The organism is Nocardia sp. NPDC101769 (genome assembly GCF_044766925.1).
Lineage (GTDB): Bacteria > Actinomycetota > Actinomycetes > Mycobacteriales > Mycobacteriaceae > Nocardia.
Window position 1 is genome coordinate 82,563 of record NZ_JBIWMX010000001.1, and the last position, 24,250, is coordinate 106,812.

Consider the following 24,250-nt stretch of genomic DNA (forward strand, 5'->3'; position numbering starts at 1 on the left):
GGAACAGTAGGAGATGGGTATGACGTCGGAAGAAATGGTGCCAGGTCGGGTGCGGGACATCTTCGTCACGGCGCTGACCCCGGAGACGACTCACATCGCCGCACTCCCGGATCCGCTACCGCTCGGGCACCGGATAGGGCTGGTCGCGCCTGGCGGGTCCCCCCGTGAGCGGATTCGCGTCCTTGCCGAGCACGACGAGACCGGCTACTTCCTGGACTACTACCGGGAGGGCAACGACGGAGAAACCTCCTGGCACGCCAGGGTCCGCGAGGACGGCTCGATCACGCCGCTGGAGAACCTCACATGGCGTCGGCACTTCGACGATCCCGAGCAGGCCCGGCAGGAGCGGGAGCGCGTCGCCGCCCACAACACGCGGGTCGTGGAGATCCTGCGGGCAAAGAATCTATACATGTAAACCAGAGAAACCACACAGTCATGACCTCGGAACAAGTGGTGCCTGATCCTGTGCGGGACATCTTCGTCACGGCCCTTACACGGCGGACGACCCACATCGCCGCACTCCCGGATCCACTACCGATAGGGATTCGGATAGGGCTCTTCGTATCAGAAGGGTCATCCCGCGAGCGGATTGTTGTCCGCGCCGAGCACGACGAGACCGGCTACTTCCTGGATTACTTCCAAAGAGCCAACGATGGAGAAACCTCCTCGCACGGCCGGGTCCGGGAAGACGGGTCGACCGTCCTTCTCGAGAACTACGAACAGCGTCGGATATTCGACGATCCCGAACAGACCCGACTGGATCGGGAGCGCGTCGCCGCCCACAACAAGCGAGTCTCGGAGATCCTGCGGGCGAAGCATCTATACATTTGAACCGCAGAAATCACACGGTCATGACCATCGCCGCACTCCTGGATCCACTGCCGCAGGGGATAGGAAGTCGCGAACCCTGATCGAATCCGTCGGGCAGTATCCGGCTCAATCGTTGCGCGCCTCCGCAGGAATCTCGATGGCTATCAAGCTGGTCCGAGCCGCCGGGGCCGTGAGACCGCCCGATGCGGCGGCCAGAAGCACGTGGGGTGGTGCTCTTGGCCTAGGATCGGCGATGTCAGAGTTGGGGGAGCAGGAAGGTTTTCGGGCGGTGAACGAGGGAACCGATCAACTTCGCATGGCGCGGGTTTATGACGGGCGGGACGATAGCGGGCGGCCGATGGCAGTGCGGGAAGTGCTGCCGGACCGGGTGCGGGACGAGCTGATTACCTATTTGGAAAGCGCGCCGGTCGTGCTCGCCGCGCGCAGCTTCGACGAGGACGAGTTCATTCCGGGCGATCATGATGTGCCGCTGAACTTTCGGACCGACGGGGTGTGGATCTGGTCGGGGTCGGTGCCGCATTATCTGCGTAAGCATGGGTTGCCGCCGGAGCCGGAATTGGTGCAACACATCGTTGATCGGGGCTATCGGCTCGGTGAGATCGATGAGGCTACGAAAGAACTCGCGGTACGGATCATTACCGGCGGATGGGAGGGGTAGCACTGCTATGCAGACACCACCGTGGTTGAACCCCGCAGATCCGGAGAAGCAACGGGAGGCCGACGAACAGACCGCGGCGCGAATGGGAATCACGGTCGAGCGGTTACATGAGATAGACCGGCAGACTGCGGCAGATCAGCGTGCCCGCGACGCGCTCAGCCGCGAAGAGCGCATCGTCGATGACAATCCCAAGTTCAACAAGGGATTCGGGCCGCTGTCGCCGGAGAACACCATCGCGCCAGGCGAGGTACGGGCTCACTCGGTGCAGCAGAAGAACTATGAGTTCTGGACCCGATTGCGCGTCGCCTATGTGCCCGTGACGCGAGGCAAAGAGCTGCTCGGCTACCTCTACGGCTCACAGGGCGGAAACTCGGCGGGGTTCTTGCCGCGTGTGGCCGCGCAGGGCAGCCGGGGGGCGACTGCTTCCTATTGGAAGCGACGGCTCGCCGAGACCTGCGCCATGGGATTCACTCCCGAGGAGGCCATTCGGCATTTCATCGGCGCTCCTTCCGATGCTGAATGCGGTGTAGTGGCGGCGGATGCGGCAGTGGCGGTCGCGGACACCATCCAGGGGCTGGCGCTCCAACTGAATCCCGAAGCGCCGCTGGGTGAGGGACCCTGGATCCAAGATGGAACCTCACCCACCGGTTCTCCTGATGATCGATCGAACGGCTGGGGTCCATTGGTCTCTGCGCCCGCGAAACCCACTTTCCCAGTCGAGACCTCTTCGTCCCTCGTCTTCTACGCCGTTACCAGGGGAAATACGATCCTCGGGTATCTATGGTCGGCGATCACAGAAGACGCAGCCGGATATCTCCCCCGCACGGCCGCCGGCCATGACGGAGTCGCTGCCGGCGGTTTGTGGAAGCATCGATTACAAGACGCTTGCGGCGCGGGCACCTCGTCACAGGAGGCATTGCGACAGTGCCGGAATGCCGCCGCGTACATCTACGACCGCTTCGGCGTCATCAGACCTGACGCAATCGAACGGTCGGCACCGGACCTCGCTGCTCTTCGCCACCTCGCCGAGCAGGAGTGAGCCTAAGTACCTGGTCGGGTCGCTAAGGCGGCGATCGGTCGAGAAAGATAGAGTGCGTTGGGTCTGGGCGGGAAGTCTCCGAGGCCGGTCAGTGATCGACGTGGGTGATTGGGAGAGGCGAGTGTTCCACGGTAGCAACGTATGTCACTTCTGCGGTCGATACGTTCTCGAGGTGGAGGGCTGGGCCGAGTCGGTGCAGCCGTATCACCTGATCCTGGCGCCGTGGGACGATGAGGCGAATTTCTTCGAGTGGCCGTTCCATCTCGAATGTGTGCGTGGATTCGACAGGCGCGAAGAGTTCCGGAAGTCGATTACCGACTGGATCACCACTGTCGAGGACACCATCACTGTGCTCGACGAGGACGGACAGAGCCACGAGATTCGTCGTACCGGACTAGGTTTCACCAACCTCGTCGCCCAGCTGCCCACCGGTCGGGTGTACGAGAATCCGCGGTTCAACGAGTGGGTGTTCATCGAGCACGCCGGGCCGTACCACTTCGTCGACTTGAAGGCCGCGGAGGCGCTGAGCCGGGGCGAGGACGTGCGAGGCAGCGACGGGGAGGGCGCAGCAGTCCTGCCCGAGGATCCCGGGGCAGAGATTTCGCGATGGAGTTTGCCGCAGCTGCTCGACTTCCTGACCGTGCGTGACCTCTACCAGCAGGCCATGGATGAGCTCGAGCCCGACTACCAATATTGGGGTGGCGGTTACGGTATGGCGGGGTTCGTCCTGAACTACTCCCTGTCGATTATTCGGCCAATTCCCGGGGAGGCAGCGGAGTTCTTCGGTGGGTATCTGCCTTCATACGTCAAGAAACGGCCAGAGGATGCCTGATCGTCACCACGCCACTGGAAAGGTTCGCTGATGCTCGGGCAATCGCCGTCGTACTTCCGATTCCGTAACGGCACCATCCTTCTGGAGGAGCCGGTGATCGACGAGGTGGTCGGCGAGAAGCTGAACATTCGGACAGGCGCCTTCGAGCCCGCGACGGAAGACGACATCGATGCCGTCTTTCGCCCCGGTGGAGGCATGGACTACTCCGCCCTCTCCGAAGAAGAGTTCGTGAAGATGACCGACGAGCTTCGGAGTCAGTACCTCCGTGGTGACGGCCCATCTTCGATATCTACCGCCAGATAGACCGAAAGTACGAAGAACTCAGGCAACTGCGTCGAGAGATGACCGATGAGGAGTACGAGACGATCGTGGCCTCGCGTCGGAAAACCTTCGGCATGTGGGAAGAGGAGTTCGCTCGCCGCGCAGCAGGCCAGGCTCCCTCGTTCGAATACTCCGGGACGAAGTGGCGGTCGGCGAAGGCACCTACCACGTGAACAAGTGCGAACCGGCTTGCGCCGCAGGCAACTACTACGTCGTTCACGCCTGGATTGCGCTCTCCGACCCGACCGAGTCGGGGATGTTCACGAGGGCGACGATTGCCGAAGACAAGGGGCAGTGGTCTACGACGATGCCGGTGAAATAGGTCCCGCGTCTCCTCCCTGCCTTGGCATGTGCTCGCACGTCCAATTACTGTCGGCACCGGCGTTACGTGGGGAGGAGTAGCGATGGCGTTGCTTGTCTACTACCGGCAGGTGCGGGATGAGCCGGGGCAAGCTGAGTACTGGTTCGGGGCCAGTCGGGAGGAGATGAGTCGGACCTTGATCATTGACAAGGTTCGGCGGACAGCGTGGACCGACGGGGTTGAGGACCTGCTGTTCAGGGCGGCGGCGGGGCACATTTTGTATCGGAAGAGGCGCGAGAATCTATGGCCTACACACGGAATGAAGGCTTCATGAGTGGGCCGGGGCAGACACCGCAGAACGTCGGGCGGGTCACCGGGTTCTTGCTGATCGCGGCGGCGGTGTTGACGGTCGCGATGTTCTGGCTGCCGGTGGTTACGGTTCAGCTGCGCGGTAGTGCGGCGTGGGACGTCTATGTCTGGAAGAGCGGCGGGTATGGAAGGCACACGCCGTCTACTGCTTACTTCGCCGCTGTGCCGTACGCGCTCATGGTGGTTGGTGCCGGTGTGGTTGGGACGTTGCTCGCCGTGGGGATGGGGGCTCGGCGGCGGGTGCTGTTCTGGGTAGCCGCGTTGGCGGGTGGGATGGTGCTGCAGATCGCGTCGAGCGATGTGGTGCGCTATGCGCGCGGTTTCGGGGATGGCTCCGCACCGGCGTCCGGATTCTGGGTGATCACGCTGATGATGCTGGTCGCCATCGCGGCTTTGGTGAGCGGGTTGCGCGATGCCGTGGTGTCGAGACCCGGTGCGGGGTCTGAGCAGGGTGGCGGGGCGGCGGACCGGGTGACCGGCGTGTTTCTGGTTGTGGCGGCGGTGGTCGACCTCTTGCGTTCGCGCCTGCCGTTGGTGAGTGGCCACCAGGGGCAATACATGACCATATGGGATGCGGGAGCCGGCTCTGTTCCCTGGTCCGCTGTGCATTTCGCGCTGGGAACCATCGCAGTGGTGGTCGTGGCCGTCGCATTGCTGGCGGGCGCCGGGGTGCGGAATCCGGCTGTGCGAGCGGCGAGTGGAGCCGCTGCCGCGTTCATTTTCGCGAACGCGATCGGCGCACTGAGTGTCGCGTTCTCCGTGATGGGACTCAACTTCTGGGAATACGCGAGTAGTGGGTTCTGGCTGGCAGTGGTCATGCTGGTGCTGTCCTTCGCCGCGACCGTGGCGGGACTGGTGGCACAGTTGGCCAAACCTCGCCTGCAGGTGGCACCTCGGCCGGGTTACGCACCGGGATTTCTGCCGACCGGGCCGGTGCCCGCAGGTCCGGGTGGCGGGGTGAATCCGTTCGCGCCCGCACCCGCGCCGAATCCCTTTGCACCCGTGGGCCAGCCTGTCGCATCCGCGCCGAATCCGTTCGCGCCCGAAATCCCCGCACCCAATCCCTTCGCGCCGGCTACACCCGCACCCAATCCCTTCGCGCCGGCTACACCCGCACCGAACCCCTTCGCACCCCCCGCGCCGGGGGTCGAGGCGACCGTCAAGCTTGCGCCCGAGCAGGCCGCGCCACAGCCGCCTCGGATGGCGAAGGTGTATGACGGCAAGGATGCCGACGGCCGGCCGGTGGCGAATCGGGATCGGTTGGAGGGGAATACGCGGACTGCGGTGTTGGCGTATTTGGAGAGTGCGCCGATTGTGTTGGCGGCTCGGAGTTTCGAGCAGGATGAGTTCGCGCCCGCAGATCGGGATGTGCCGCTCAACTTTCGGACCGATGGAGTGTGGGTTTGGGCCGGCGCTGTCGCGCACTATCTGCACAAGCACGGCCTGCCGCCGGAAGCGGAACTTGTGCAGCACATCACGAGTCGCGGGTTTCGGGTTGGCGAGGTCAGCGATGCGGCGCAGGATGCGGCTGTACGCGTGATTACCGGGAGTTGAGGGTTACCGGTCGGATAACGCTGCGGCGTAAGTGTCGCGGAGGGCCTCGAGGCGGGCGCGGGTGAAGCGACCCGGTTCCGTGTTGTAGGTGCCGAGGCCCTTTTGGGAAGTGAAGGCCGAGCCGGGAATTCGGTCGGCGGTGGGTGGGAGGAACTTCAGGGTTTCCTCGACGGCGGCTACGGCCGTGGCGAGGGTGTGGCGGGCAGTGCGGGTGGCGCGCTCGTCGAGACCCGCGGTGGTGGCGGGGACCTGGCGGATGCAGATGTCGGAGTACCAGAGCCAGACACCGGGGTCGAGGAGTTCGGAGGGGTTGTCGAGGCCGAAGCGGACGGAATCCGCGGGGGGCGGGAGGATGTCGGCGGGGAGACGGAATTCGTATTCACGGGCCGTGCCGCAGGTGGGGCAGTCGCCGGTGTAGCGGCTGGCCAGGTCGCCATCGATGGACACCACCGCGCTGCGGAAGGTGCAGCGGGTTTCGCCGCAGGTGGGGCAGGGTTGGAGGGTCAGGTAGAGGCGGGCCTCGGCGTTGGTTCTGGCCAGCGGGAGGGTGTCGGGCATAGGGGCTCCTTCGGCCGGGGTGGGCAGTGCGGGGTTGATCTTGCCAGGCGGGTGGCCGCACGTCTCGTTCACGTTGTGTTCACTGATCGGTTGTGGGACAGTCGATCTTATGGCCGGGAGAGTTCAGGTACATCCGAAGGCGGTGCGTACTGCCGCGAAATTCGCCGCGGATATTCACACGCGATTGCAGTCGATGGCCGATGATGCCCGGTCGGCGGTCTCGCCTGGGGCCTCGGGGTGGGGCGATGACGATTTCGGCGGCAAGTTCGCCGAGGGCGCGAAGGGTTTCTCCACCAGCAGCGAGAACATGGCCACCGGGACCGAGAACCTCTCGAAGTCCTTCGAGAAACTGCACGGAGGGCTGACCGACTCAGCCGACCGGCTCGAGAACACCGATAACGGCAACTCCGGCACGTTCGCGTAGGCAGGCGAAATGACCGGGCAGAACGGGGAAGTCGCGAAGGCCGCCATTCTCGACGAATTCACCTCGCAGATGCGGGAGATCGCCGAGGCGTCGCGCAAACGCACCCAGCTCGTCGCCAGCGCCACGGCGGCGGCCGGGCGTGTGCAGGTCACGGTGAACGCGGACGGGGTGGTGATCGCCACGCGGTTCTCCTCCGACATTGGCGAGCTGACGTACGAGGAGATCGCCAAGGCGGTGACGACGGCCGCGCAGAACGCCGCGACCGAGGTGTCTCGACAGGGGCGAGAACTGTTGCAGCCGTTGCGGGATCGGCGGGCGCGGATGCCGAAGCTGTCGGAGCTGATCGAGGGGATGCCGGATCTCGAGTCCAAGGCGCCGGTGGTCGAGCCCGCCTCCCTGGCGGCCCCGAAGTCGCGGGAACGGCTGGCCCAGCTCCGCGAGCCCGCGCCCGACTACGGCAATGCAGTCGGCTACGAGGCGTGGACCGAGGGGCAGGAGAACCGGGGAGCCACCGACTCCGGGTGGTGAATCAGTCCGAGGCCGCGCGCAATAACTACTCTGCGCCCCCGCGCAATTCGGGGTAGTAGGTGCGCTGGTACTCCGACAGCTGCGAGGCCGCCAGCTGACCCGCGCCCCGGCAGATCGGGCAGAACCGGGAGCCATTGCATTCAGGACAGAGGCGGCCGTTGGACAACCGGCCCCGGCCGCGGCATTCGGGGCAGAGGCCCAGGCCGTCGCACTCGTAGCAGAGGACGTAGCCGGGCGTCAGGGTTTCGGGAGTCCGCACCGGTTCCGGCGGCCGGGACTCCTGCGGGTCGCGCACGGCGATTTCGGGGGTCCGGCCGCTGAACATGACCGACGAACTCTGGCCGCTCACACGGACTTCGATGCTGTTGCCCTCGCGGCGGCCCGTGATCACCACGGCAGGCCCCGCGCCGCTGAGGTCCTCGGTCTCGCCGACCTCCCACCCCGCCGCGGCGAACAGGGCGCTCGCGCGCCGGGCGAGTTCGGCGGCCGAGACCGTGGCGGGACGCTGGCCGCGGATCAGGCTCGAATAGTGGTAGCGCGGCGGCTCAGCCCACTCGGCGACCGTCGGCGCGTCGAGAAACAGCAGGCCGAGGTCGGTGTCGGGGGTCAGGTCGGTGATGAGCCCGACCAGCTGCGCCCGCAGGGCCGCGCCCAGCCGGTCCAGTTCCTCGCGTGCACTCGAGATGTCGCCCATGCGGCCGCCTCCTTCCCGGCGGACCCTATCACCGCCGGGCGTACGCGGACTTGTCACCGACGACTCATTCGGCGTTCGTGTTGAGTTCACCTGCACCCTTGTGGCACAGTCGGTCTCGCCAAGATCGGACCGGACCGGCGTGAGGTGACCTGTGGCGCTGGAGTTTCCATCGTGGCTCGAGTGGCTGAGCTGGTTGGTGGGCTCCGAATGGCCGCACGGCAACGAAGACACCATGTGGCAGATGGGCCGTGACCTGAAATCGGTTGCGGGGCAGGCCGATCACCTCCTCTCCGATCTCGACCACCTGATCGGGTCGATCGGCGACGCCTATCCGGACGGCACCGGTGGCGAGGAGATCCTCGAGTGGCTGACGCCGCTGCGCGACGGGGACGGCTCCGGGCACGGCTCGATCAAGGAATTCGGCGACAACTATCGTCAGCTGTCCACGGCCGCCGACGGATTCGGCGACCAACTGCAAGGGGCCAAGCTCAACTTCTATATCGCGGGCGGGTGGCTGCTCGGTGAGCTCGCCTGGGCCGCGGCCACGGGCCCGTTCGCACCGGAGTCCGAGGCGGCCGTCTTCGTCACGGCGCGTGTCGCGTTCCGCAAGCTCGGCAAGTTGTTCCTGAGCCGGATCGAGGGGCTCCTCGAGGACCGGATCACCAATGCGGTGCTGCGGCAGGTCATGACCAAGCTGATCTACGAGATCGGCAAGGGCGCGGTGATCTCCACCGTTCAGGCCACCACCCAGGAACTGCTCGTCCAGTCCATCCAGAATCTGGACGGGCACGGGCACGGCTTCGACTGGAACGCGATCGGAAAGAACGCGCTCGTCGCCGGACTCTCCGGCGGCGCGGGCGGCGCGATCGGCCTCGGCGCGCATCATGTGCTGCCCAGCGAGACGGGCGGCGGCTGGAAGGGCGCGTTCAGCGGGATGCTCACCGGCGCGACCGCCGGAGCGGGCGGCGCGGGAGCGGGCTGGCTGGCCAATGGACTCGTCAACGGCGACTGGTCATTCGACCCGCGCTCCCTCACCGGCGGCATGTTCGCGGGCGCGGCGCCCAGCGGACTGCACGGCTACAACGGCGACTCCCCCCACGCCGGAGGCCCCATGGGCAGCGAACGGGGTGACGGCAGCGTGCGCGCCCCGGGGGAAACCGGCACCAAAGTCGACACACCCGACCACACTGGCACCGCCCCGGACGGCCGCACCAACGGCAACGCGCCCAGCACCACCGGGGACCCGGGCGCTACCGGGCAGCACGGCGGCACGGGCGAGACGAATGCCAATGGGCAACACGGCGCTACCGCAGATCCGAGCGCCAACGGGCAGCACGGCGGAACCGGAGACCCGAGCGCCAATGGGCAGCAGGGGAATACAGGCGATGCGACCGGCGGGCGCGGCGGCGACAATACTCAGCCCGGCGGAGCCACCATGCATCCGACCAGCGCCGGGGCGGCCATCGACACGCCCACCGGGCAGACGCATGACCAGCCGACGGATCACGGCAGCGACTCCCCCCGGCCCGACAACACCGGCTCGTTCACCTCCGACAGCCGCCGCGAGCCGACGGACCCGAACGCACAGAACACCGGCGGGACCGATGCGGCATCGCACCGCTCCCCCGACACCCAGACCGTCGGCGGCGACCACGCCGGCGGCTCGCCTGCGGCGGATCCCGGCGCGAGCGCTCCGGAACATCGGGCCGGGGACGCCACGGCCGCAATGGATTCGACCGGGCGGACGCACGACACCGGGGTGGATGCGCGCGCACCAGAATCCGCGCCGGATCGCCTCTCGGATCCGGCCAAGGACGCGACCGCCACGGCGGCGAACTTCTCGAACGACGGCGGCACCCGCCCGGTCGGCGAACCCGGCAGGAGCACGGCCGACACCGGCGCGTCGAACAGCGCCCCCGTCAACGAGACTCGCGCACCGGCGACGGATCCCGCCAAGGCGGCCGGCGCGCCTCGCGATCTGCCCCGCACGTCCGCGGACGGCAGTACCCCCAAGCCCGCGGAGGGCTCGCCCCGGACTCCCGACACGCGCGCCGGGGTCGATCGCGCCACCCGACCGGACGCGCCCGTGCAGGCGAACCGCACCGGCGTCGAGGCGGCCACGCCGCATACCGAAGCGAACACCGTTGACCGCCAACAGCTCTCGGACGCGCACGCGGCCGGACCGGACGATTTCCTGAACCTGTCGGGCGATGCGCCACAGCAGCCGGGCGACCACGCCACCGCGCCACATGACCAGCCCGCCACCCCGCATGACCAGCCCACCGCCCCGCATGACCGGGCCGCTACGCCGCGTGACCAGGCCGACCGGTCCAATGGCGACAATGGTCCGGCGGGCGACCGCAGCGGACTGCCGGGCGATCATGTCGGTTCGCCCGATGATTGGGCGGGCACGCCGGGCGAGCGCCCGGACGGGGCGGCCATCATCCCGATTCCCTTGGATACGCCGCAGCCCGCGGACCGTGCCGCCCGACCCGCGGACCCTCGCACCTACGAGCTCGCCGCGGCCGGGCCGGTCGGCGATTTCCACGGAAACGCCCGCGTGGGTGACGATCTCACGCTCGAGTTCGTACACGGTCAGATCGACGACAATCTGCGGCTCATCACCCCCGAAGGGGTCGCCTGGAATCCGGACAAGGGCCATTTCGTCCTGTCGGACGGGCGCATCGTGCGGATCGAGGTCGGCGAGACCTCGAACCGGCATGTGGCCGAATTCATGCCCAGCGCCGACGGTTTCGACGTGCGGGTATCGGAAAGGGCCCGCAACGAGGACGTCGTGCGCGCGCTCGCGCACGAACTGGCCGAGATCCGGCTGTCGCAGGACGACGACATCCTGATCGATCCCCACGATGACCGACCCACCCGGATGTCCACCCAGCTGGGCGGCCGGTTCGCCGAACTGCGCACGCTCACCACGGATATCGAGCGCGCCATCCTGGATCCGGCCCGGACGCCCGAACTGCCCAGGCTCCGGCACGACCTGCACGATTTGCTGGATCACCTCGGGTTCAACGATCCGGCGCACGCGCCGACGGTGGAACGCCTACTGGCCGAGCATGATCCGGAGCTCGCGCACCGGCTGGAGCACGAACGGACCGGCATGCTTTCGGACCGTCCGGCCTTCAACCGGCATCTCACCGAGGACGATTTCCAGCACGCCGCCGAGACCCACCTCGACCGGCTGCGCGAATCGGTAACCGGCGAGCACGCCGAGGATCTGTTGCGCGCCGAAGAGCAGAGCATGAACGGCCGCATGCGCGAAGAGCTTTCCCGCCGCGTGTTCGAGCCGATCTTCGAGGACGAGGCCAAGGCCGCCCGCAAGCAGGTGCCCGGAGTGGTGGCCGCGTGCGATCCGATCAGCGATGCCATCAATCATCCGACGCTGCGCGGGCCGGAGCAGGCCGCGGCCATCCACCGGGCGATCGACGAATTCAACGACGGCATGTCGCAGGCGTCGCGCGACGCCCTCGGTGAAGTGCGTTTCGCGCGGATGCACGCCGCCGCGGACGGATTCGCGACCGCGCCCGACCGCGTCACCGGCGTCATCGATCACGCGACCGGGCGCATGCACATCGGCGGTGAGCAGACCACGCTGGCGGACTTCCTGCACGGCATCGACCGGGCCAACCGCGGCGCGACCGAGAACCACCTCGGGGTCGAATACGCCGTCGTCCTGCACGATGCGGTGGACGGTCTGTCCACCGTGGAGGTGCTGTCCCGGCCGGAGCTGCAGCATCGACTTCCCTTGGAGCAGTATCGTTTCGGGGATCACAACGAAAAGATCGAGCCGCAGCTGCGGCCCGCCGTCTCGGCGGCCGCGGCGGGTGGTCACACCATCGATGTCGGCGTCGGCCGCGGCGCGTTCGCGGTCGAGATGACTCCGCCTGCGGACCGCGCGGGCGGTGGGCTGATCATCAAGACCGAACTCGCCGGGACCGCGATCGGCGCACAGCGACGCCGCGACCTCGGCATTCTCGACGCCGGACCGCTCAAGGAGCCGGGCACCGTCATGGTGTACGGGGACATGCTGAAGAACGGCCACCTGCTCGACGGGGACATTGCGCGCGTCTTCATCAACAATGTCAGCGCCAAGCTCCCCGATTCGGCGTATCACCCCATCGCCGAACATCTTTCGAAGATTCTCGCGCCCGGCGGACGCGTCGAGATCCAGTGGGACATGAAGCCCGACAAGGTGGACGGGCCGCCGGGCAGTCGCTTCCACATCCTGGGCGACAAACTCTGGGCGGCGCTGGAAGCGCCGTATCCGAACGGCGGCAACCCGTTCAAACTGGTGGAGCGCACCGAATTCCCGCAGCCCGGCAACCGCGACTACTACTACACCATCGATGCCGGGTCCAGTAACGAGTTGCCGCACGAGCGGATGAAGGGGTTCTCGCCGCCGCAGCCCGAGTATCGCTGGATCATCTCCCGTGAACCGGAATCGACTGGCACACAGGATCATTCGAACACCGAATCGACTTCGAATACCGAGGCAACCCCGCACGACACGGGTGACCACGGGAATGCTAGCCCGGTCGGGGACTTCCACGGCGATGCTCGCCCCGAAGGCGCGCCGAATCTGCAGCCGGAGTTCGTGCTCGATCAGATCCGGGACAATCTGGGCCTCATCACCCCGGAGGGCGTCTCCTGGAACCGCGACGAACACTATTTCCTGCTTCCCGATGACGGCGGCAGGGTCACCGTCACCGTGGGCCCGACCAGCGACGGCAACGTGGCCGAATTCCACCCTCGGCCAGACGGTTCCGGATACGACGTGGTGCTCTCGGAGCGGGCCCGTGACCAGGACGTGGTGCGCGCGCTCGCACACGAAATGGCCGAGATCCGACTCTCGCAGGACCCGGACATCCTCGTCGACCCGCACGACGATCGACCCTCGACCATGAGCACCCACCTGGGCGGCCGGTTCGCCGAACTGCGAGTGCTCGAAGCGCACATCGACCGCGCCATCACCGATCCGGCTCGCGCACCCGAACTTCCGCAACTGCGCCGGGATCTGCGTGATCTCGCCGACCACCTCGGCATGCACGATCCCGCGCACGCCGAGACCGTGCGGCAACTGCTGGCCGAGCACGATCCACAGCTCGCCCGGCGATTCGACCTCGAAGAACGCGATGTGCACGAGCATCGGCCGACCTTCAACCGGAACCTGACCGATTCCGGCTTCGAGCATGCCAGTGCCGAGCATCTGAATCAGTTGCAGCACTTGCTGTCCGGCGAGCACACCGCCGACGTGGTGCGGACCGAGCGGCTGGCGCTCGACGGCCGCATGCGCGAAGAGTTGGCCCGCCGCGTCTTCGACCCGCTGTTCGACAACAGCACCCGGGCCGCGCGCAAAACCGTCGACCTCGAGTACCTGCTCAACGCGCTCAATCCGCTCAACGCGGCGATCAATGACCCGACGCTGAGCGGAGTCGACCGCGCTCAGGCGATGAAGATGGCCATCGCGGGTTTCCGCGACGACATGCCCGAGAAGTTCCACGAGGCCGTCGATCCGCAGGTGTTCGAGCAGATGTACGCGGCCGCGGACACCCTCGCGCCCGGCATGGACCGGATCAACGCCGTCATGGACCACGCGACAGGCGTGCTGGTAGTCGACGGCGAACCGACGAACCTCGGCGACTTCCTGCGCGGGGTGGACAGCGCCAACCGCGGCGCGGGTGAACACGGTCTCAATGTCGAGTACACGGTGGTCGTGCACGACGCCGTGGACGGCAGATCCACCGTCGAGGTGCTCCCCCGGCCGCGGCCGCAGCATCGACTGCCGTTGGAGCAGAACGTCTTCGGCTCGGACAACACGCGCATCCGGCACGAGCGACTGCCCGCCACGGGAGTCGAGGGCCACACCATCGATATCGGCGTCGGCCGCAGCGCCTTCGCCGTCGAGATGACCCCGGCCGCCGACCGTGCCGGCCGCGGGCTGATCATCAAGACCGAACTCGCCTCCGAATTCCCCATCAAGGGCCAGCGCCGACGCGATCTCGGCATCCTGGATCCCGGACCGCTGACCGAGCCGGGCACCGTCATGGTCTTCGGCGACCTGCTCACCCAGGGCAATATCCTGACCGCCGCACCCACCGGCGAGGTGGCGAGGATCTTCATCAACAATGTCAGCGCCGATCTGCCCGAGCACGTCTACCGCGACATCGCCGCGCGACTGCCCGAGACCCTCGCCCCGGGTGGGCGCGTCGAGGTGCAGTGGGACATGAAGCCGGAGACGACCGATGGCAAACCCGGCGACCGCAATCACATTCTGGGCACCAAACTGTGGGCGGCCATCGAATCGCACTACCCGGACGGGGGAAACCCGTTCACGCGCAAGAGCGAGGAATTCCCGTATCCGGGCAATGACAACTACGACTACACCATCGACGCCGGGGCCAGTAACAAGCTGAACACCGCGCTGATGTCGACCTACAACCCGCCGCTGCCCGAGCACCGCACGGTGATCACCTACGACCCGCACGGCGAGCACGTCGCTGAACACGGCACGGCCAGCCCGGTCGGCGAATTCCGCGGTGACGCACGGCCCGAGGGCATGGACCCGCTGACGCGGGAAGACGTGGTCGACAAGGTCGAGCACAATCTGCGGCTCATCGAACCCGAGGACGTCGCGTGGAACCGTGACACGGGCCGGTTCGAATTCGAGCACGACGGACGCACCCTCGACATCAACGTGGACGTCGGCCTGACCACCGGCAACGCTGTCGCCGAATTCACCGCGCGCACAGACGAATCCGGTCGCATCACCGGATACGACGTCCAGGTGTCCCCGCATGCCCGCGACGAGGACGTGGTTCGCGCGGTCGCGCACGAGGTGGCCGAGATCCGGTTGGCGCACGACGAGAACGTGGTCATCGATCCGGTCGACGACCGGCCCACCCGAATGACCTCGCATCTTGGCGGCCGCTTCGCCGAGCTGCGCGTGCTGGTCGATCAGATCGGCGAGGGCGTCGCGGCGCGCGTCAAGCCCGAACTCATCGCACCCCTGCGCCACGATCTCAACGATCTGATGCACCACTTGGGATTGCACGACCCGGAACACGCGCCCACCGTGGAACGGCTACTGGCTGCGCATGATCCGGACCTCGCACGCCTGATCGATCAGCACTCCCACGGGAATCCCGAAACGCATGCACAGGAGGCCGGTCCCGACCTCACCCATGGCCACGAGCCATCGGACACCCCGCAACGCCAGGCGGACATGCGCGATCTCCGCGCCGACGCCCGCGATAAGCGCCAGGCGGGTCTCGACTCGGTAAGTGAGCTCACCGGAAAGCATCCGGGCCTGGACGACACCGGGCGGCCGGGGGAACGCGCGCTGGTCACCGGCCGCTACCGCAGCGATCACGGCGGCGAGCCGCACGACACCTTCAATTACAGTGGCACCCCGCAGGAATGGCATCCCGCGTCCGCGGCTCCCCCGGGGCCGCCGCGGGAGGGCCGAATCTTCGACACCACTCAGGCCAGCGCCTACGACCCCGTCACCGGTGGCCTGGCCGACGGACCCGGCAGCGCCCGGTTCAATGACGCCGAGCCCAAATTCTTCGAGAACCTGGTGCGCGATCAGTTGGCCGAACACAGTGGGCTGCCCGGGGAAACCATCGAGGAGGTCATTCGCGGTGCCATCGAACGGGCCGATGCCGAAATCGACAGCACGCGTCCGAGTCTGCGCGCCGAGACGCGTCACGCCCGGCATGTGATCGAATTCGCCGTGCACGAATTGAACGAGCGCGCCCGCGAAGCCGCCCCGGAGCGCTCGGGCTACATTCCCCTGCGGGCAAAGGATTTCTCGCCGCACCAATTGGCGCGGCACACCGGATTGCCCAGGGATGTGATCGACGCACTGTATCCCGCGCCGGACAGTCCCATCGACACCCGTGGCACGCTGGCGCGATTGGCCGAACACGGCATCACCGAAGAGGCGGTGAGGCAGGTCTTCCAGGAGTCCCTGGAACAACTCGGACCACAGGCGGAGACCTTCAACCACTTCTCGAAACTCGATGTTCGGCACGCTCAGCTGCGCATGCAATACGCCATCGATGAGATCAACCGGCTGGCGACGGAATTCGCCACGGCGCACAGCACCGATTTCACTCCCATCACCCGCGACAGCATTACCGGAGATCTGCGCATGGTCGTGGACCTGCCCGCCGCGCGCACGCAGGACATGCCGTTGGAGTACCAAATCTGTCAGTCCTGCCAGCGCGTTATTCTGGCCTACGAATCCGTGTTCCCCGGAATGCGGCTGGAAATCGTCAATCTCGCAGGTGAAAGGTTGCATCCCCGATGAGCCAGTGGAGGACCGGTCCCGGCGCGCGGATACGGATCGTCTTCGACGCCGTGATCGCCGACGGATTGCGCCGCGACTCGGTCGCGGGTGCCTCGGAGGCGGCCATCGACGCATACGCCGCGCGGCAGGGCGTCGTCCGGGTGCCCGAGGGGGTGCGCGAGGTGCTTCGGCTGATCGGTCGGCGCCATGGATTATGGCTTGCGGGAACCGGATTCGGCGTCGACGCCATTACCGGCGAGACGAAGAGCCAGGTGCTGGCGACGCTCTCCGGGCTCGAGCACGCCATGCGGGACCCGGCGGGCCTGCTGGTGCTGAGCGCACACCAGTCCTATGCCTACCAGGTCATCGACGGGGCCGACCTCGATCAGGACGATCCCCCGGTATGGGAGGTGGTGGAGGGGCAATCGGCGCGGCCGCGATGGAGTTCGGTGACCGCATGGTTCGCGGCCATGGATCCCGATATCGACAGCCGCCGCGACATGCTCGAGGTAAACGCCGAACTGGGCCACGAACTTCCGACCTGGGCCGCCGACATCGACCCGCGGTGAACGACACCCGGTACCAGTTCAGAGGTTGGTGAAATCCACCGCGCTATCGACTTCCACCTGACCGAAGGTGGCGGCCTGATTGCGGACCACCGCGGCCAGCTTGCGTAGCTCGTCCACGCCGACGCCGCTCTGGGTGACGAAGGACGCGCCGACCGTGGTGAGGGTGTCGGCGGCGGCCAGGGAGACCTTGTCGGAGCCCGCGGCGGGCACCGAGAGGGCCTGGGTGTCCGCGCCCAGGGCCGCTTCCAGCCGGTCGGCCATGGCTTCCAGGTCAGCGGCGGCGGACAGCACCGTGTCGGCGTCGAAACGCACACCGCCCAAATTGAATTCGCTCATCGTCCCTCCCTTTCCGGGCGAATCCTACCGCGTCGCCACGACATACAACGACCCGGTTTCCACACGTTCACCGATCACGCTGCGCTCATCGATCACTGCGCCGGGCGCGGGCCATTGGTGCCGACCGCACCGACCACCGGGACGCCGGTGTAGCCCAGCTCGCCCACGACCTCGTCGCCGTGCTCGGCGGTGACCAGGTTGGTGCGCACTTCCTCGTCCGCGTCACCGGCCTGCGCCGACGCGCCCATGCCACCCATCGGCGGCACCATGCCGCCACCCATGCCGGCGCCGCCGGTGCCGGGGAGAGGCGGGGGGACCGGGGTGGGCGGCGGCGTGGTGGTCGCGCTCATGGTCCGAGTGTTGGTCAGCTGGCTGAGCGGGGTCGGGGTTGTGGACAGGCTGCCCATGCCCATCGGAGCGAGGCCACCCCCGCCCAGTGCGCCCGAATCCGTCCGCGCGGCAATCGGTTCGGCGTCCGGCGTCGGCTGCACATCCGAGGTCTGGCTGATGGACTGGAGCTGCTGCAATTGCTGCACACCCGTGCTCGCCGCGCTGCTCAATGGCGAGATCAGGCTCAGCAGCTGCGTCACCTGCGACATCGAGTCCACGCCCTTCGGGGCGTCGGTGACCTTCACCTTCTGTCCGGCCGCGGTCATATTGGCGCTGTGCACCGTCATCTCGGTGCGCGTCTTGGCGACCGTGGCGGTCGCCTCCGCGGCCGTCTCGGTGGCCAGCGACAGCAGGAACGCCTGCCCGGGCGGCGTGCCGATGAAGGGGGCTGCCACCGTGACGCCGGTGACGAACTTGGTGATGATGGCCGACATCATGGCCGCACCGGTGGCCACCGAGGTCGCCGCACCGGCCATGACCGTCTTCTGGTGCAGGTTCTGGCCTTCCAGCTCCAGCGCATTGGTCTGGGCCGCGGTGCCCTTCTCGGCCGCGCCGGTCGCACCGGAGCCCTGCCACGAGTTCGAGTTGGCCAGCGACATGACCGACTGGGCAATCGACATCACCTGCTGCAGCGCGCTCGAGACGCCCGAGAGCACCTTCGACGCGTCCAGTCCCTGACCCAGTTGCCCGGTGCCGAAAGCGGAGGCCAGATCGGTGAGCGGCTTGGTGAGCGCGGTCAGATCCAGGGTGGGTAGCGGCGGCATGGCCGGCAGCGGGGGCACGGCCGGCAGCTGCGGCAGCGCCGGCAGCCCGAGCGTTTGCAGGACATCGGCGACCGGGCTGTCCAGCAGCGGCGCGAAGTCGGTGTTGCGCAAGACATCCGCCACCGACTGACCGCTCGCCGCCAGGGGCGTGGCCTGGACGGCCCCGGTCGAGCCCTCGAGGGGCGTACTCACAGGTCCCGCGACAGCGAGAGGAAGTCGACACCCGAGGCCGCGTCGGTGGCCTCGTAGTCCGCCGCCGCCTCGTAGGCGGTGACGGCGGTGCCCGCGTGCACGGCGGCCAGCTCGGCCACCGAGGACAGGTGATTGCCTTGCGCGCCCGCGTAACTCAGCAGGAAGTCCTGGCCGATCAGGCCGAAAACCGGTACCAGTCCGGCGACGGTGGCGACCTGGTCGACGGCGGCCGCGCCGGCGACAGCGCTCGCCATGGTGGCGGACGCGTCTCCGTATGCGCGAATCGCGTCCGGTGTGGCAACGAGGTTGCTCATGAGACCCCCATCAGGAAGATCATTTCGAATTGAACTATACAGAGCGGATATTCACCCGGCATAGCGAAGAGTTCACCAACTCACCAACCAGTCGGTGAACACACGGTATTACTCAGGTTATCGAGGGCGGTGCGGATCAAGTTGCCGCACTGTCTATTTCAGCGCCAGCGCGCCATCGGCTCAAATCGGACGCAGCCAGCTGTCCGGTTCGGTCTCGTACTCCTGCTCCTCCACGTACTCCTGGCGCGTCACCTCCTCGGCCGTGGGCAGGCCCGTGAGCGCCAGCAGTTCCGGGGCCAGCCCGGCGGCGCGCAGCTGGGCGCGCCGCTCGACCCCGGCCCGGGCGGCGGACTGCCGGCACAGGCGCAGGATGTCCGCGGCCAGCAGAGCTGGGTCACCGCGCAACTGGTCGCGTTCCACCGAAATCGCCCGGGGCAGGCCCTGTTCCGTGGTAGTCACCACGATCGAGCCGGTCCGCGACGACAGGGTGAACTCGGTCGGGAAGTCCGGGGATCCCATGGGCACATCACTCCCGTCACTCATCGGCCATCACCTGCACCACCTCGGCGATGTGGGTGTCCAGGGTGGAGACCATGCGGCGGCGGTCGGCGGCCGCGGCCACCGGGGGGTGGTCACCGGTCACCAGGTATCGGCCGTCGTCCTCGAGATCACGCCATTGCAATCGATACCGGGCGATGCCGCGCGGGCCGAAACGCGAACGGCCCTGCACCACATCGATGCTGCCCATGCTCGGGGCGGGCGCGGCCAGGAAATCGGCGGCTCGGGTCACCGTCGTGCCCTCCATCGTCTCGTGTGCGGGTGACATGCCGAATTCGTAGTCGACCTCGTCGACGTCCTCGGTCTCGGCGAGCACCAGATCGCCACCGGGGTAGTCGCGGCCCGCCGAAGTGTCCGGCAGCGCGGCGACCACACGCTCGGCCAGCTCCTCGGCATAGAACTCCGAGAGAGTGAAACCGCCACTGTGCGCGTAGGTTTCGCCGGGATGCTGGACCAGCAGGTACCCGGCGTCGCCCGAGCGCACGCCCAGCAGGCGGATGCTGGCGGCCGCGGAGGTCCGGTCGCGCCCGTCCCACCCGTGCACCTCGACCCGCACCTCCGGCATGTGCACGGCGCGCAGCACCTCGGCGTAGTCGTCCTCGCGGGCCCGCAGGCTCTCGCGGGCACGGATCATGTTCGCCAGGTGGTCGTCCCACCATTCGGTGCGGCTGGCGAAGGTCAGCGGGCGCGGCAGGAACTCCTCCCCCAAGCCCTCCCACAGCGCCAGGAACTCGAGATCGGTGAACGTCCAGGTTCGAAGCACCGATTCAGCCCTCCACCACGGGCTTCGCGACGATCGGTGCGGTGCCCATGGCCTCGTCCAGGAACTCCTTCGAATCCAGGAAGTCGGGGCGCTTGTGCTCCTTGCCGCCCTGGGCGCCATGACCGCCACCGCCGTGGCCCATACCGCCCATACCGCCGCCGCCCATGCCCGACGACGCGGCGCCGCCGGTGGCCACGCCCGCGGCGGCACCGCTGAGGCTGGACTCCACCGACTCCGCGACCGACGCGCGCGGGAACAGCTTGGCGGGAGCCGCTTCCGGCATTTTCACCGGGGCGCCGCCGCCCGGACCGCCGCCGCCCGGGACACCGGCCAGCGGAGTCTTCAGATTGTCGAGCAGGTTGGTGAGCGGAGTCTGCAACTGGCTCTTGAGATCCTCCTGCTGCTTGCTCTGCTGGGTGGTCTGGGCCGTCGACGCCATCGACTGCATAGCGCTCTGCAAGCCCGACAGCGCCGAGGAACCCTGGCTCGAATTCGACGACGAACTGGGGTCCGACGAATTCGAGTTGCTGTCACCGGGATTCGTGTTGCCCGGCGTGGTGTCGGTCGGGTTCTTGCCGGTCGGATCCTTGCTCGGGTCCTTACCCGGATCCTTGCCGCCCGGATCCTTCGCGTGCGGATCCTTGTCCTTGCCGCCCGGATCCTTGTCCTTGCCGCCCGGGTCCTTGGCGTCCTTCTTCGGATCGTCCTTGGCGGGATGGGTCTTCTTCGGGTCGGGCTTGCCCGGCGTCTTACCGCCCGGACCGGTGCTGCCACCCGGGCCGGCGCTGCCGCCGGGACCGGCGCTACCGCCGGGCTTGGCGGAGCCGTCGGGACCGCCGGACGCACCCGGCTTGGTGCCGCCGTCACCCGAGCGCGGATTCCAGGTCGGCTGGTGCGTCGGCGGGGTGGTCGGCGACTGCAACTTCGGGATCCCGCCGCTGGCATAGGACAGGCCCGGGATGTACCAGGTCTTGAAGGCGGTCGTGCCCCGCGTGGCGAAGGTCCGCTCGGTGTCGGTATTGGCCCACCGGGGATCCCAGGCGTCGGGCAGCTGCATCGCGGCCACCGTGTTCATCAAGGTGCCCGCGAAACAGTTCGTGCTCTCGGACACGGCCTGGAGATCGGTGGTGAACGCCGACGCGTCGGCCACGTAGCGACCGGTGGCGGCCAAGGCGGCCTTCATGCCGTCGCCGCCCCAGCTGCCGCTGTCCTGGATGCGCTGCATGCGCTTGGTGAGCTTCTCGAAGCTGGAATCCACTGTGTCCGCCAACGACTTCCAGGCGCCGCTGGAATCGGCCACCGCGATGGCGTGAATGCCGTCGCGCACCTGGAAGAACCAGTGGCCGGGGTGGCTGCCCGGGTCCTCGCTGCCGACCGGGGCGTAGCGGCCGCCATTGTCCTGCGCCTTGGTCACGGCGTTCAGATTCGGGAAATTGTTGTCGCCCGGGGCGGTCGGCTTGTTGGTCCAGTCGGGGAAGAGGGTGAACCCGGACTTCGGGAGCGGCACCACGTCGACGTCACCCTTGGCGGCGGCCACCAGCTTGTCGAAATGCGACTTCGAGTCCTCCGCCTGCGCGTCGTAGACCTTCCCGGCGGCGATCAGCGTGTCCGCCATGGAATTCAGCAGCGTCACATAGCCGTCGATGATGCCGTTGACGGCCTTGCCCTGCTCCTTGTAGTGGTCCATCAGGTTCAACGCCGACTGCAGCACGTGGTTGTCGCTGAAGCCGGAGTACTCGGTCAGCGGCTGCGTGCTCTTCTTCGCCTCGGTCAAGGCGTACACCACATCGGCGCAGTAGCCCGCCGCCTCGTTCGCGATGCCGGGATCGATGTTCAACCCGCCGTTGTGGGCCTGCCGGGACAGATCCACCCACGGATTGTCGACCTTGTCAGCCATGCCCAGCTCCTAATTCACCCATCGCATCGAAAAGAGTACGGTTCACCGGTTCCGGCATTCCAGTCGTCCGCGCCCGATCATTGCGAATGTCGTTGGTGGAAACGCTGTTCGAAGCCGGGCAGGTAGACCGAGGCGGGCGTGCTCGAGGTCGCCTGCTCGACCACACCGTCGTCGGCGACATAGAAGAGGGCGCGGTCGATCACGACCTCCTCCGGATCGGTCGGAACATACACCAGCCAGCCCACCGAAAGCCGTTCCGCACGAAGGCTGTCCAGTGGATAGCTGGCTGATTCGGTTCCCGCCGAGCGGATCTGATGCCGCACTGCGTCCAACGCCTCGGCCGCCGGCAGCGGGTCCGGGCCGATCCGGGCGACGCCGGCCAGGGCCAGCTGATAGTGGGCGGCATCGAGGTCGCCGCGGTCCTCGAAGGCCGCGGCCAGCACGGCGTGCGTCACGTCGCGGCGCTCGGCGGCGGCGACGAATTCGGCTACCGCGGAACGCTGTTCGGCGGTCGGCTGGTCGGAGATCAGGCGGGTGACCACATCGGTGACCGTGCCCGAGGTCCAGATGCCGGGCACCGCGGGGGCCAGCTCGGTGGCCGACGGGGACTCACCGCGATACCAGCGGCCACGCTCCCACCAGTAGCAGAAGGTGAGCATGCCGCCGCCGGCGCGGGTGTTCAGCACCTGGTTGGCGACCCACTCGGGCGCGCCCGCGTACAGCCTGGGCAGCGGGGCCTTGCCGTTGTAGGCGGCCGCCAATTCCGGTGCGCCCCAGACGCCGCCGGACAGCACCGCCCGGCCGCCGGGCAGCAGATACAGCGAAGAACCCGAGCGGCGCGAGCCCTCGAACCAGGCGAAGGACGGGAGCACGCGCGGGCCCCACTCCGAGCCGACCGCAACGAAGGCGGCCGAGATGGCGGCCCAACGCGCCCACAGCACCGGGAAATCCGGGAAGTCGTCCTCGGAAACTACGGGGAGATAACCGGATTCACGTTCCGCGCGGGCCGCGGCGGCCGCCTGCTGCGGGCTGCGGGACTGGCGGTCGTCGTGGCGCAGGTAGGCGGCCAGCCAGGTCGGCAGTTCATCGCGCGGGTAGGCGTCCAGGTCGGCGAGATAGTCCTGGGGGCCGAACAACTGATCGGCCGGGAACGGCTCGTCACCGTAATCGTGATCGACGCTCAGCTCGCCCGCGGCGGTGAGCTCCAATTCCAACCGCCACCAAGGGCCGTCACCGAGCTCGGCCGAGAGCTGCCGGTGCTCGGCGACCCGGGCCAGGGTCTCCGGAGACGGGACCCGCTGCGCCTCGCGGTCTCCGCCGTCGGAGAAGACGACCCGGGAACGCTGACCGGTGGCGGTGAGCGCGAACGAGGCGTGCAGGCGCACCCAGCCCTGCGGGCCCAGTTCGAACAGGTCCTGGGCGATGCGGTGCGCCAGATTGCGGGCGCGCTGCGGGATGTCGATGACCGGGGCGGTCATGCTGAAACCGATATCCGGATCGGGATCGCCCGGCGCATCGGAGGTTTCGGCCGGTTCGGCGGCCGGTGGCGCGATATCGGCGGGCCGGCCCGCGACCGGGTCGGCGGCGGGGTCCGGCTCACCGATGACGGCGGCCAGGCCGTCGAAATCGGGGAGGTCGGCGGACACCGCTGTGCCGATGCGGTTCTCGGTGTCGTCGTGGGGAATGGTCACTCGCGATCTTCTCCGTCAGCCCTGCTGCTCCGGAGAGCCCTGGTGCTCGCGCGCGGCCTTCCGTTCTTCGCGCTCCTCGAACCAGTTGTCCATCTCTTGCGCCCAGCGCTCGGCATTACTGCCGTCGAGCTGACCCGCCAGGGCCTTCCGGGCCGCGTCGATCAGTTCCGGGGTGGCGTTGGGGTAGGCCTCGGCGATCGCCCAGAGCGCATCCTGGGTGTCGTCGTCCAGACCGGTCGCGGTGTGCACGCCGTGCCCCGCCAGTACCGCCGTGAGTACCTCGTCGAAATTCGCCCGCAACTCATCGTCGCTGGGATCACTGTGCCGCATATCCCTCTCCTTCCTCAGCCGAGCCCGAT

Annotated in this window: 22 protein-coding genes; 12 read left to right on the forward strand and 10 right to left on the reverse strand. The window is 67.6% G+C overall.

The features are described from left to right. Positions 1 to 19: 19 nt before the first annotated feature. From ACIRRA_RS00320 to ACIRRA_RS00355, 8 genes are all read left to right on the forward strand, one after another. Positions 20 to 415: a hypothetical protein gene (locus ACIRRA_RS00320; RefSeq protein ID WP_402761055.1), complete on the forward strand. Its 396-nt coding sequence runs from the start codon at positions 20 to 22 to the stop codon at positions 413 to 415. A gap of 20 nt (positions 416 to 435) precedes the next feature. After that, complete coding sequence (locus ACIRRA_RS00325; RefSeq protein WP_402761058.1) at positions 436 to 831, forward strand: hypothetical protein; 396 nt, start codon at positions 436 to 438, stop codon at positions 829 to 831. Positions 832 to 967: 136 nt separating this feature from the next. Then, complete coding sequence (locus tag ACIRRA_RS00330) at positions 968 to 1,489, forward strand: hypothetical protein (RefSeq protein ID WP_402761060.1); 522 nt, start codon at positions 968 to 970, stop codon at positions 1,487 to 1,489. A gap of 7 nt (positions 1,490 to 1,496) precedes the next feature. Continuing rightward, positions 1,497 to 2,528, forward strand: a complete 1,032-nt coding sequence (locus ACIRRA_RS00335) for a hypothetical protein (protein ID WP_402761063.1) — start codon at positions 1,497 to 1,499, stop codon at positions 2,526 to 2,528. A gap of 172 nt (positions 2,529 to 2,700) precedes the next feature. Then, positions 2,701 to 3,360 carry a hypothetical protein gene (locus ACIRRA_RS00340; RefSeq protein ID WP_402761066.1) on the forward strand — a complete coding sequence of 220 codons (660 nt, stop codon included), beginning with the start codon at positions 2,701 to 2,703 and terminating at the stop codon, positions 3,358 to 3,360. A 30-nt stretch (positions 3,361 to 3,390) separates the two neighbouring features. Further along, positions 3,391 to 3,663 carry a hypothetical protein gene (locus ACIRRA_RS00345; protein WP_402761069.1) on the forward strand — a complete coding sequence of 91 codons (273 nt, stop codon included), beginning with the start codon at positions 3,391 to 3,393 and terminating at the stop codon, positions 3,661 to 3,663. Between the two features lie 160 nt (positions 3,664 to 3,823). Then, positions 3,824 to 4,003 (forward strand): hypothetical protein, encoded by a 180-nt coding sequence (locus ACIRRA_RS00350; RefSeq protein ID WP_402761071.1) that lies wholly within the window; start codon positions 3,824 to 3,826, stop codon positions 4,001 to 4,003. Between the two features lie 309 nt (positions 4,004 to 4,312). Continuing rightward, positions 4,313 to 5,905, forward strand: a complete 1,593-nt coding sequence (locus ACIRRA_RS00355; RefSeq protein WP_402761074.1) for a hypothetical protein — start codon at positions 4,313 to 4,315, stop codon at positions 5,903 to 5,905. A 3-nt stretch (positions 5,906 to 5,908) separates the two neighbouring features. On the opposite strand, the gene ACIRRA_RS00360 is transcribed toward ACIRRA_RS00355, so the two are convergent. Then, on the reverse strand, positions 5,909 to 6,463 hold the full coding sequence (locus ACIRRA_RS00360) for a hypothetical protein (RefSeq protein WP_402761077.1): 555 nt from the start codon (positions 6,461 to 6,463) through the stop codon (positions 5,909 to 5,911). A 109-nt stretch (positions 6,464 to 6,572) separates the two neighbouring features. Here ACIRRA_RS00360 and ACIRRA_RS00365 point away from each other — a divergent pair, with 109 nt between their 5' ends. Continuing rightward, on the forward strand, positions 6,573 to 6,887 hold the full coding sequence (locus tag ACIRRA_RS00365; protein ID WP_402761080.1) for a WXG100 family type VII secretion target: 315 nt from the start codon (positions 6,573 to 6,575) through the stop codon (positions 6,885 to 6,887). 9 nt (positions 6,888 to 6,896) lie between these two features. After that, on the forward strand, positions 6,897 to 7,415 hold the full coding sequence (locus tag ACIRRA_RS00370; protein ID WP_402761083.1) for a YbaB/EbfC family nucleoid-associated protein: 519 nt from the start codon (positions 6,897 to 6,899) through the stop codon (positions 7,413 to 7,415). 25 nt (positions 7,416 to 7,440) lie between these two features. Here ACIRRA_RS00370 and ACIRRA_RS00375 read toward each other — a convergent pair whose 3' ends face one another. Further along, on the reverse strand, positions 7,441 to 8,109 hold the full coding sequence (locus ACIRRA_RS00375; RefSeq protein WP_402761085.1) for a hypothetical protein: 669 nt from the start codon (positions 8,107 to 8,109) through the stop codon (positions 7,441 to 7,443). 151 nt (positions 8,110 to 8,260) lie between these two features. On the opposite strand from ACIRRA_RS00375, the gene ACIRRA_RS00380 reads away from it, so the two are divergent. Together ACIRRA_RS00380 and ACIRRA_RS00385 are read left to right on the forward strand one after the other, a co-directional pair. Continuing rightward, positions 8,261 to 16,438, forward strand: coding sequence for a hypothetical protein (locus ACIRRA_RS00380; RefSeq protein ID WP_402761088.1), 8,178 nt, complete (start codon positions 8,261 to 8,263; stop codon positions 16,436 to 16,438). Then, on the forward strand, positions 16,435 to 16,986 hold the full coding sequence (locus tag ACIRRA_RS00385; protein ID WP_402761091.1) for a hypothetical protein: 552 nt from the start codon (positions 16,435 to 16,437) through the stop codon (positions 16,984 to 16,986). The genes ACIRRA_RS00380 and ACIRRA_RS00385 overlap by 4 nt, the downstream gene beginning before the upstream one ends. Positions 16,987 to 17,004: 18 nt before the next feature. Here ACIRRA_RS00385 and ACIRRA_RS00390 read toward each other — a convergent pair whose 3' ends face one another. The 8 genes from ACIRRA_RS00390 to ACIRRA_RS00425 all read right to left on the reverse strand — a co-directional run bounded on the left by ACIRRA_RS00390 (position 17,005) and on the right by ACIRRA_RS00425 (position 24,221). Next, the gene (locus tag ACIRRA_RS00390; protein WP_402761094.1) at positions 17,005 to 17,322 is read right to left on the reverse strand and encodes a PE family protein; all 318 of its coding nucleotides are present in this window, start codon (positions 17,320 to 17,322) and stop codon (positions 17,005 to 17,007) included. Positions 17,323 to 17,414: 92 nt separating this feature from the next. Next, entirely contained in the window at positions 17,415 to 18,668 is a 1,254-nt protein-coding gene (locus ACIRRA_RS00395) for a hypothetical protein (protein ID WP_402761097.1), read from the reverse strand. Continuing rightward, positions 18,665 to 18,982 carry a type VII secretion target gene (locus ACIRRA_RS00400; protein WP_402761100.1) on the reverse strand — a complete coding sequence of 106 codons (318 nt, stop codon included), beginning with the start codon at positions 18,980 to 18,982 and terminating at the stop codon, positions 18,665 to 18,667. The genes ACIRRA_RS00395 and ACIRRA_RS00400 overlap by 4 nt, the downstream gene beginning before the upstream one ends. Positions 18,983 to 19,162: 180 nt before the next feature. After that, the gene (locus tag ACIRRA_RS00405; RefSeq protein ID WP_402761103.1) at positions 19,163 to 19,525 is read right to left on the reverse strand and encodes a hypothetical protein; all 363 of its coding nucleotides are present in this window, start codon (positions 19,523 to 19,525) and stop codon (positions 19,163 to 19,165) included. Continuing rightward, positions 19,518 to 20,303: an ESX secretion-associated protein EspG gene (locus ACIRRA_RS00410; protein ID WP_402761106.1), complete on the reverse strand. Its 786-nt coding sequence runs from the start codon at positions 20,301 to 20,303 to the stop codon at positions 19,518 to 19,520. The genes ACIRRA_RS00405 and ACIRRA_RS00410 overlap by 8 nt, the downstream gene beginning before the upstream one ends. A 4-nt stretch (positions 20,304 to 20,307) precedes the next feature. After that, positions 20,308 to 22,200, reverse strand: coding sequence for a hypothetical protein (locus ACIRRA_RS00415; protein WP_402761109.1), 1,893 nt, complete (start codon positions 22,198 to 22,200; stop codon positions 20,308 to 20,310). A 77-nt stretch (positions 22,201 to 22,277) separates the two neighbouring features. After that, positions 22,278 to 23,891, reverse strand: coding sequence for a hypothetical protein (locus ACIRRA_RS00420; RefSeq protein ID WP_402761112.1), 1,614 nt, complete (start codon positions 23,889 to 23,891; stop codon positions 22,278 to 22,280). A 15-nt stretch (positions 23,892 to 23,906) separates the two neighbouring features. Next, entirely contained in the window at positions 23,907 to 24,221 is a 315-nt protein-coding gene (locus tag ACIRRA_RS00425; protein ID WP_402761115.1) for a hypothetical protein, read from the reverse strand. Positions 24,222 to 24,250 lie beyond the last annotated feature (29 nt).

What these genes read in the sequence shown, in the direction of transcription:
- ACIRRA_RS00320 (WP_402761055.1), top strand. Translation starts at nt 20, where the DNA reads ATGACGTCGGAAGAAATGGTGCCAGGTCGGGTGCGGGACATCTTCGTC.
- ACIRRA_RS00360 (WP_402761077.1), bottom strand. Translation starts at nt 6,463, where the DNA reads ATGCCCGACACCCTCCCGCTGGCCAGAACCAACGCCGAGGCCCGCCTC.
- ACIRRA_RS00370 (WP_402761083.1), top strand. Translation starts at nt 6,897, where the DNA reads ATGACCGGGCAGAACGGGGAAGTCGCGAAGGCCGCCATTCTCGACGAA.
- ACIRRA_RS00390 (WP_402761094.1), bottom strand. Translation starts at nt 17,322, where the DNA reads ATGAGCGAATTCAATTTGGGCGGTGTGCGTTTCGACGCCGACACGGTG.
- ACIRRA_RS00385 (WP_402761091.1), top strand. Translation starts at nt 16,435, where the DNA reads ATGAGCCAGTGGAGGACCGGTCCCGGCGCGCGGATACGGATCGTCTTC.
- ACIRRA_RS00400 (WP_402761100.1), bottom strand. Translation starts at nt 18,982, where the DNA reads ATGAGCAACCTCGTTGCCACACCGGACGCGATTCGCGCATACGGAGAC.
- ACIRRA_RS00335 (WP_402761063.1), top strand. Translation starts at nt 1,497, where the DNA reads ATGCAGACACCACCGTGGTTGAACCCCGCAGATCCGGAGAAGCAACGG.
- ACIRRA_RS00330 (WP_402761060.1), top strand. Translation starts at nt 968, where the DNA reads ATGGCTATCAAGCTGGTCCGAGCCGCCGGGGCCGTGAGACCGCCCGAT.
- ACIRRA_RS00415 (WP_402761109.1), bottom strand. Translation starts at nt 22,200, where the DNA reads ATGGCTGACAAGGTCGACAATCCGTGGGTGGATCTGTCCCGGCAGGCC.
- ACIRRA_RS00405 (WP_402761103.1), bottom strand. Translation starts at nt 19,525, where the DNA reads ATGAGTGACGGGAGTGATGTGCCCATGGGATCCCCGGACTTCCCGACC.
- ACIRRA_RS00365 (WP_402761080.1), top strand. Translation starts at nt 6,573, where the DNA reads ATGGCCGGGAGAGTTCAGGTACATCCGAAGGCGGTGCGTACTGCCGCG.
- ACIRRA_RS00375 (WP_402761085.1), bottom strand. Translation starts at nt 8,109, where the DNA reads ATGGGCGACATCTCGAGTGCACGCGAGGAACTGGACCGGCTGGGCGCG.
- ACIRRA_RS00355 (WP_402761074.1), top strand. Translation starts at nt 4,313, where the DNA reads ATGAGTGGGCCGGGGCAGACACCGCAGAACGTCGGGCGGGTCACCGGG.
- ACIRRA_RS00345 (WP_402761069.1), top strand. Translation starts at nt 3,391, where the DNA reads ATGCTCGGGCAATCGCCGTCGTACTTCCGATTCCGTAACGGCACCATC.
- ACIRRA_RS00425 (WP_402761115.1), bottom strand. Translation starts at nt 24,221, where the DNA reads ATGCGGCACAGTGATCCCAGCGACGATGAGTTGCGGGCGAATTTCGAC.
- ACIRRA_RS00325 (WP_402761058.1), top strand. Translation starts at nt 436, where the DNA reads ATGACCTCGGAACAAGTGGTGCCTGATCCTGTGCGGGACATCTTCGTC.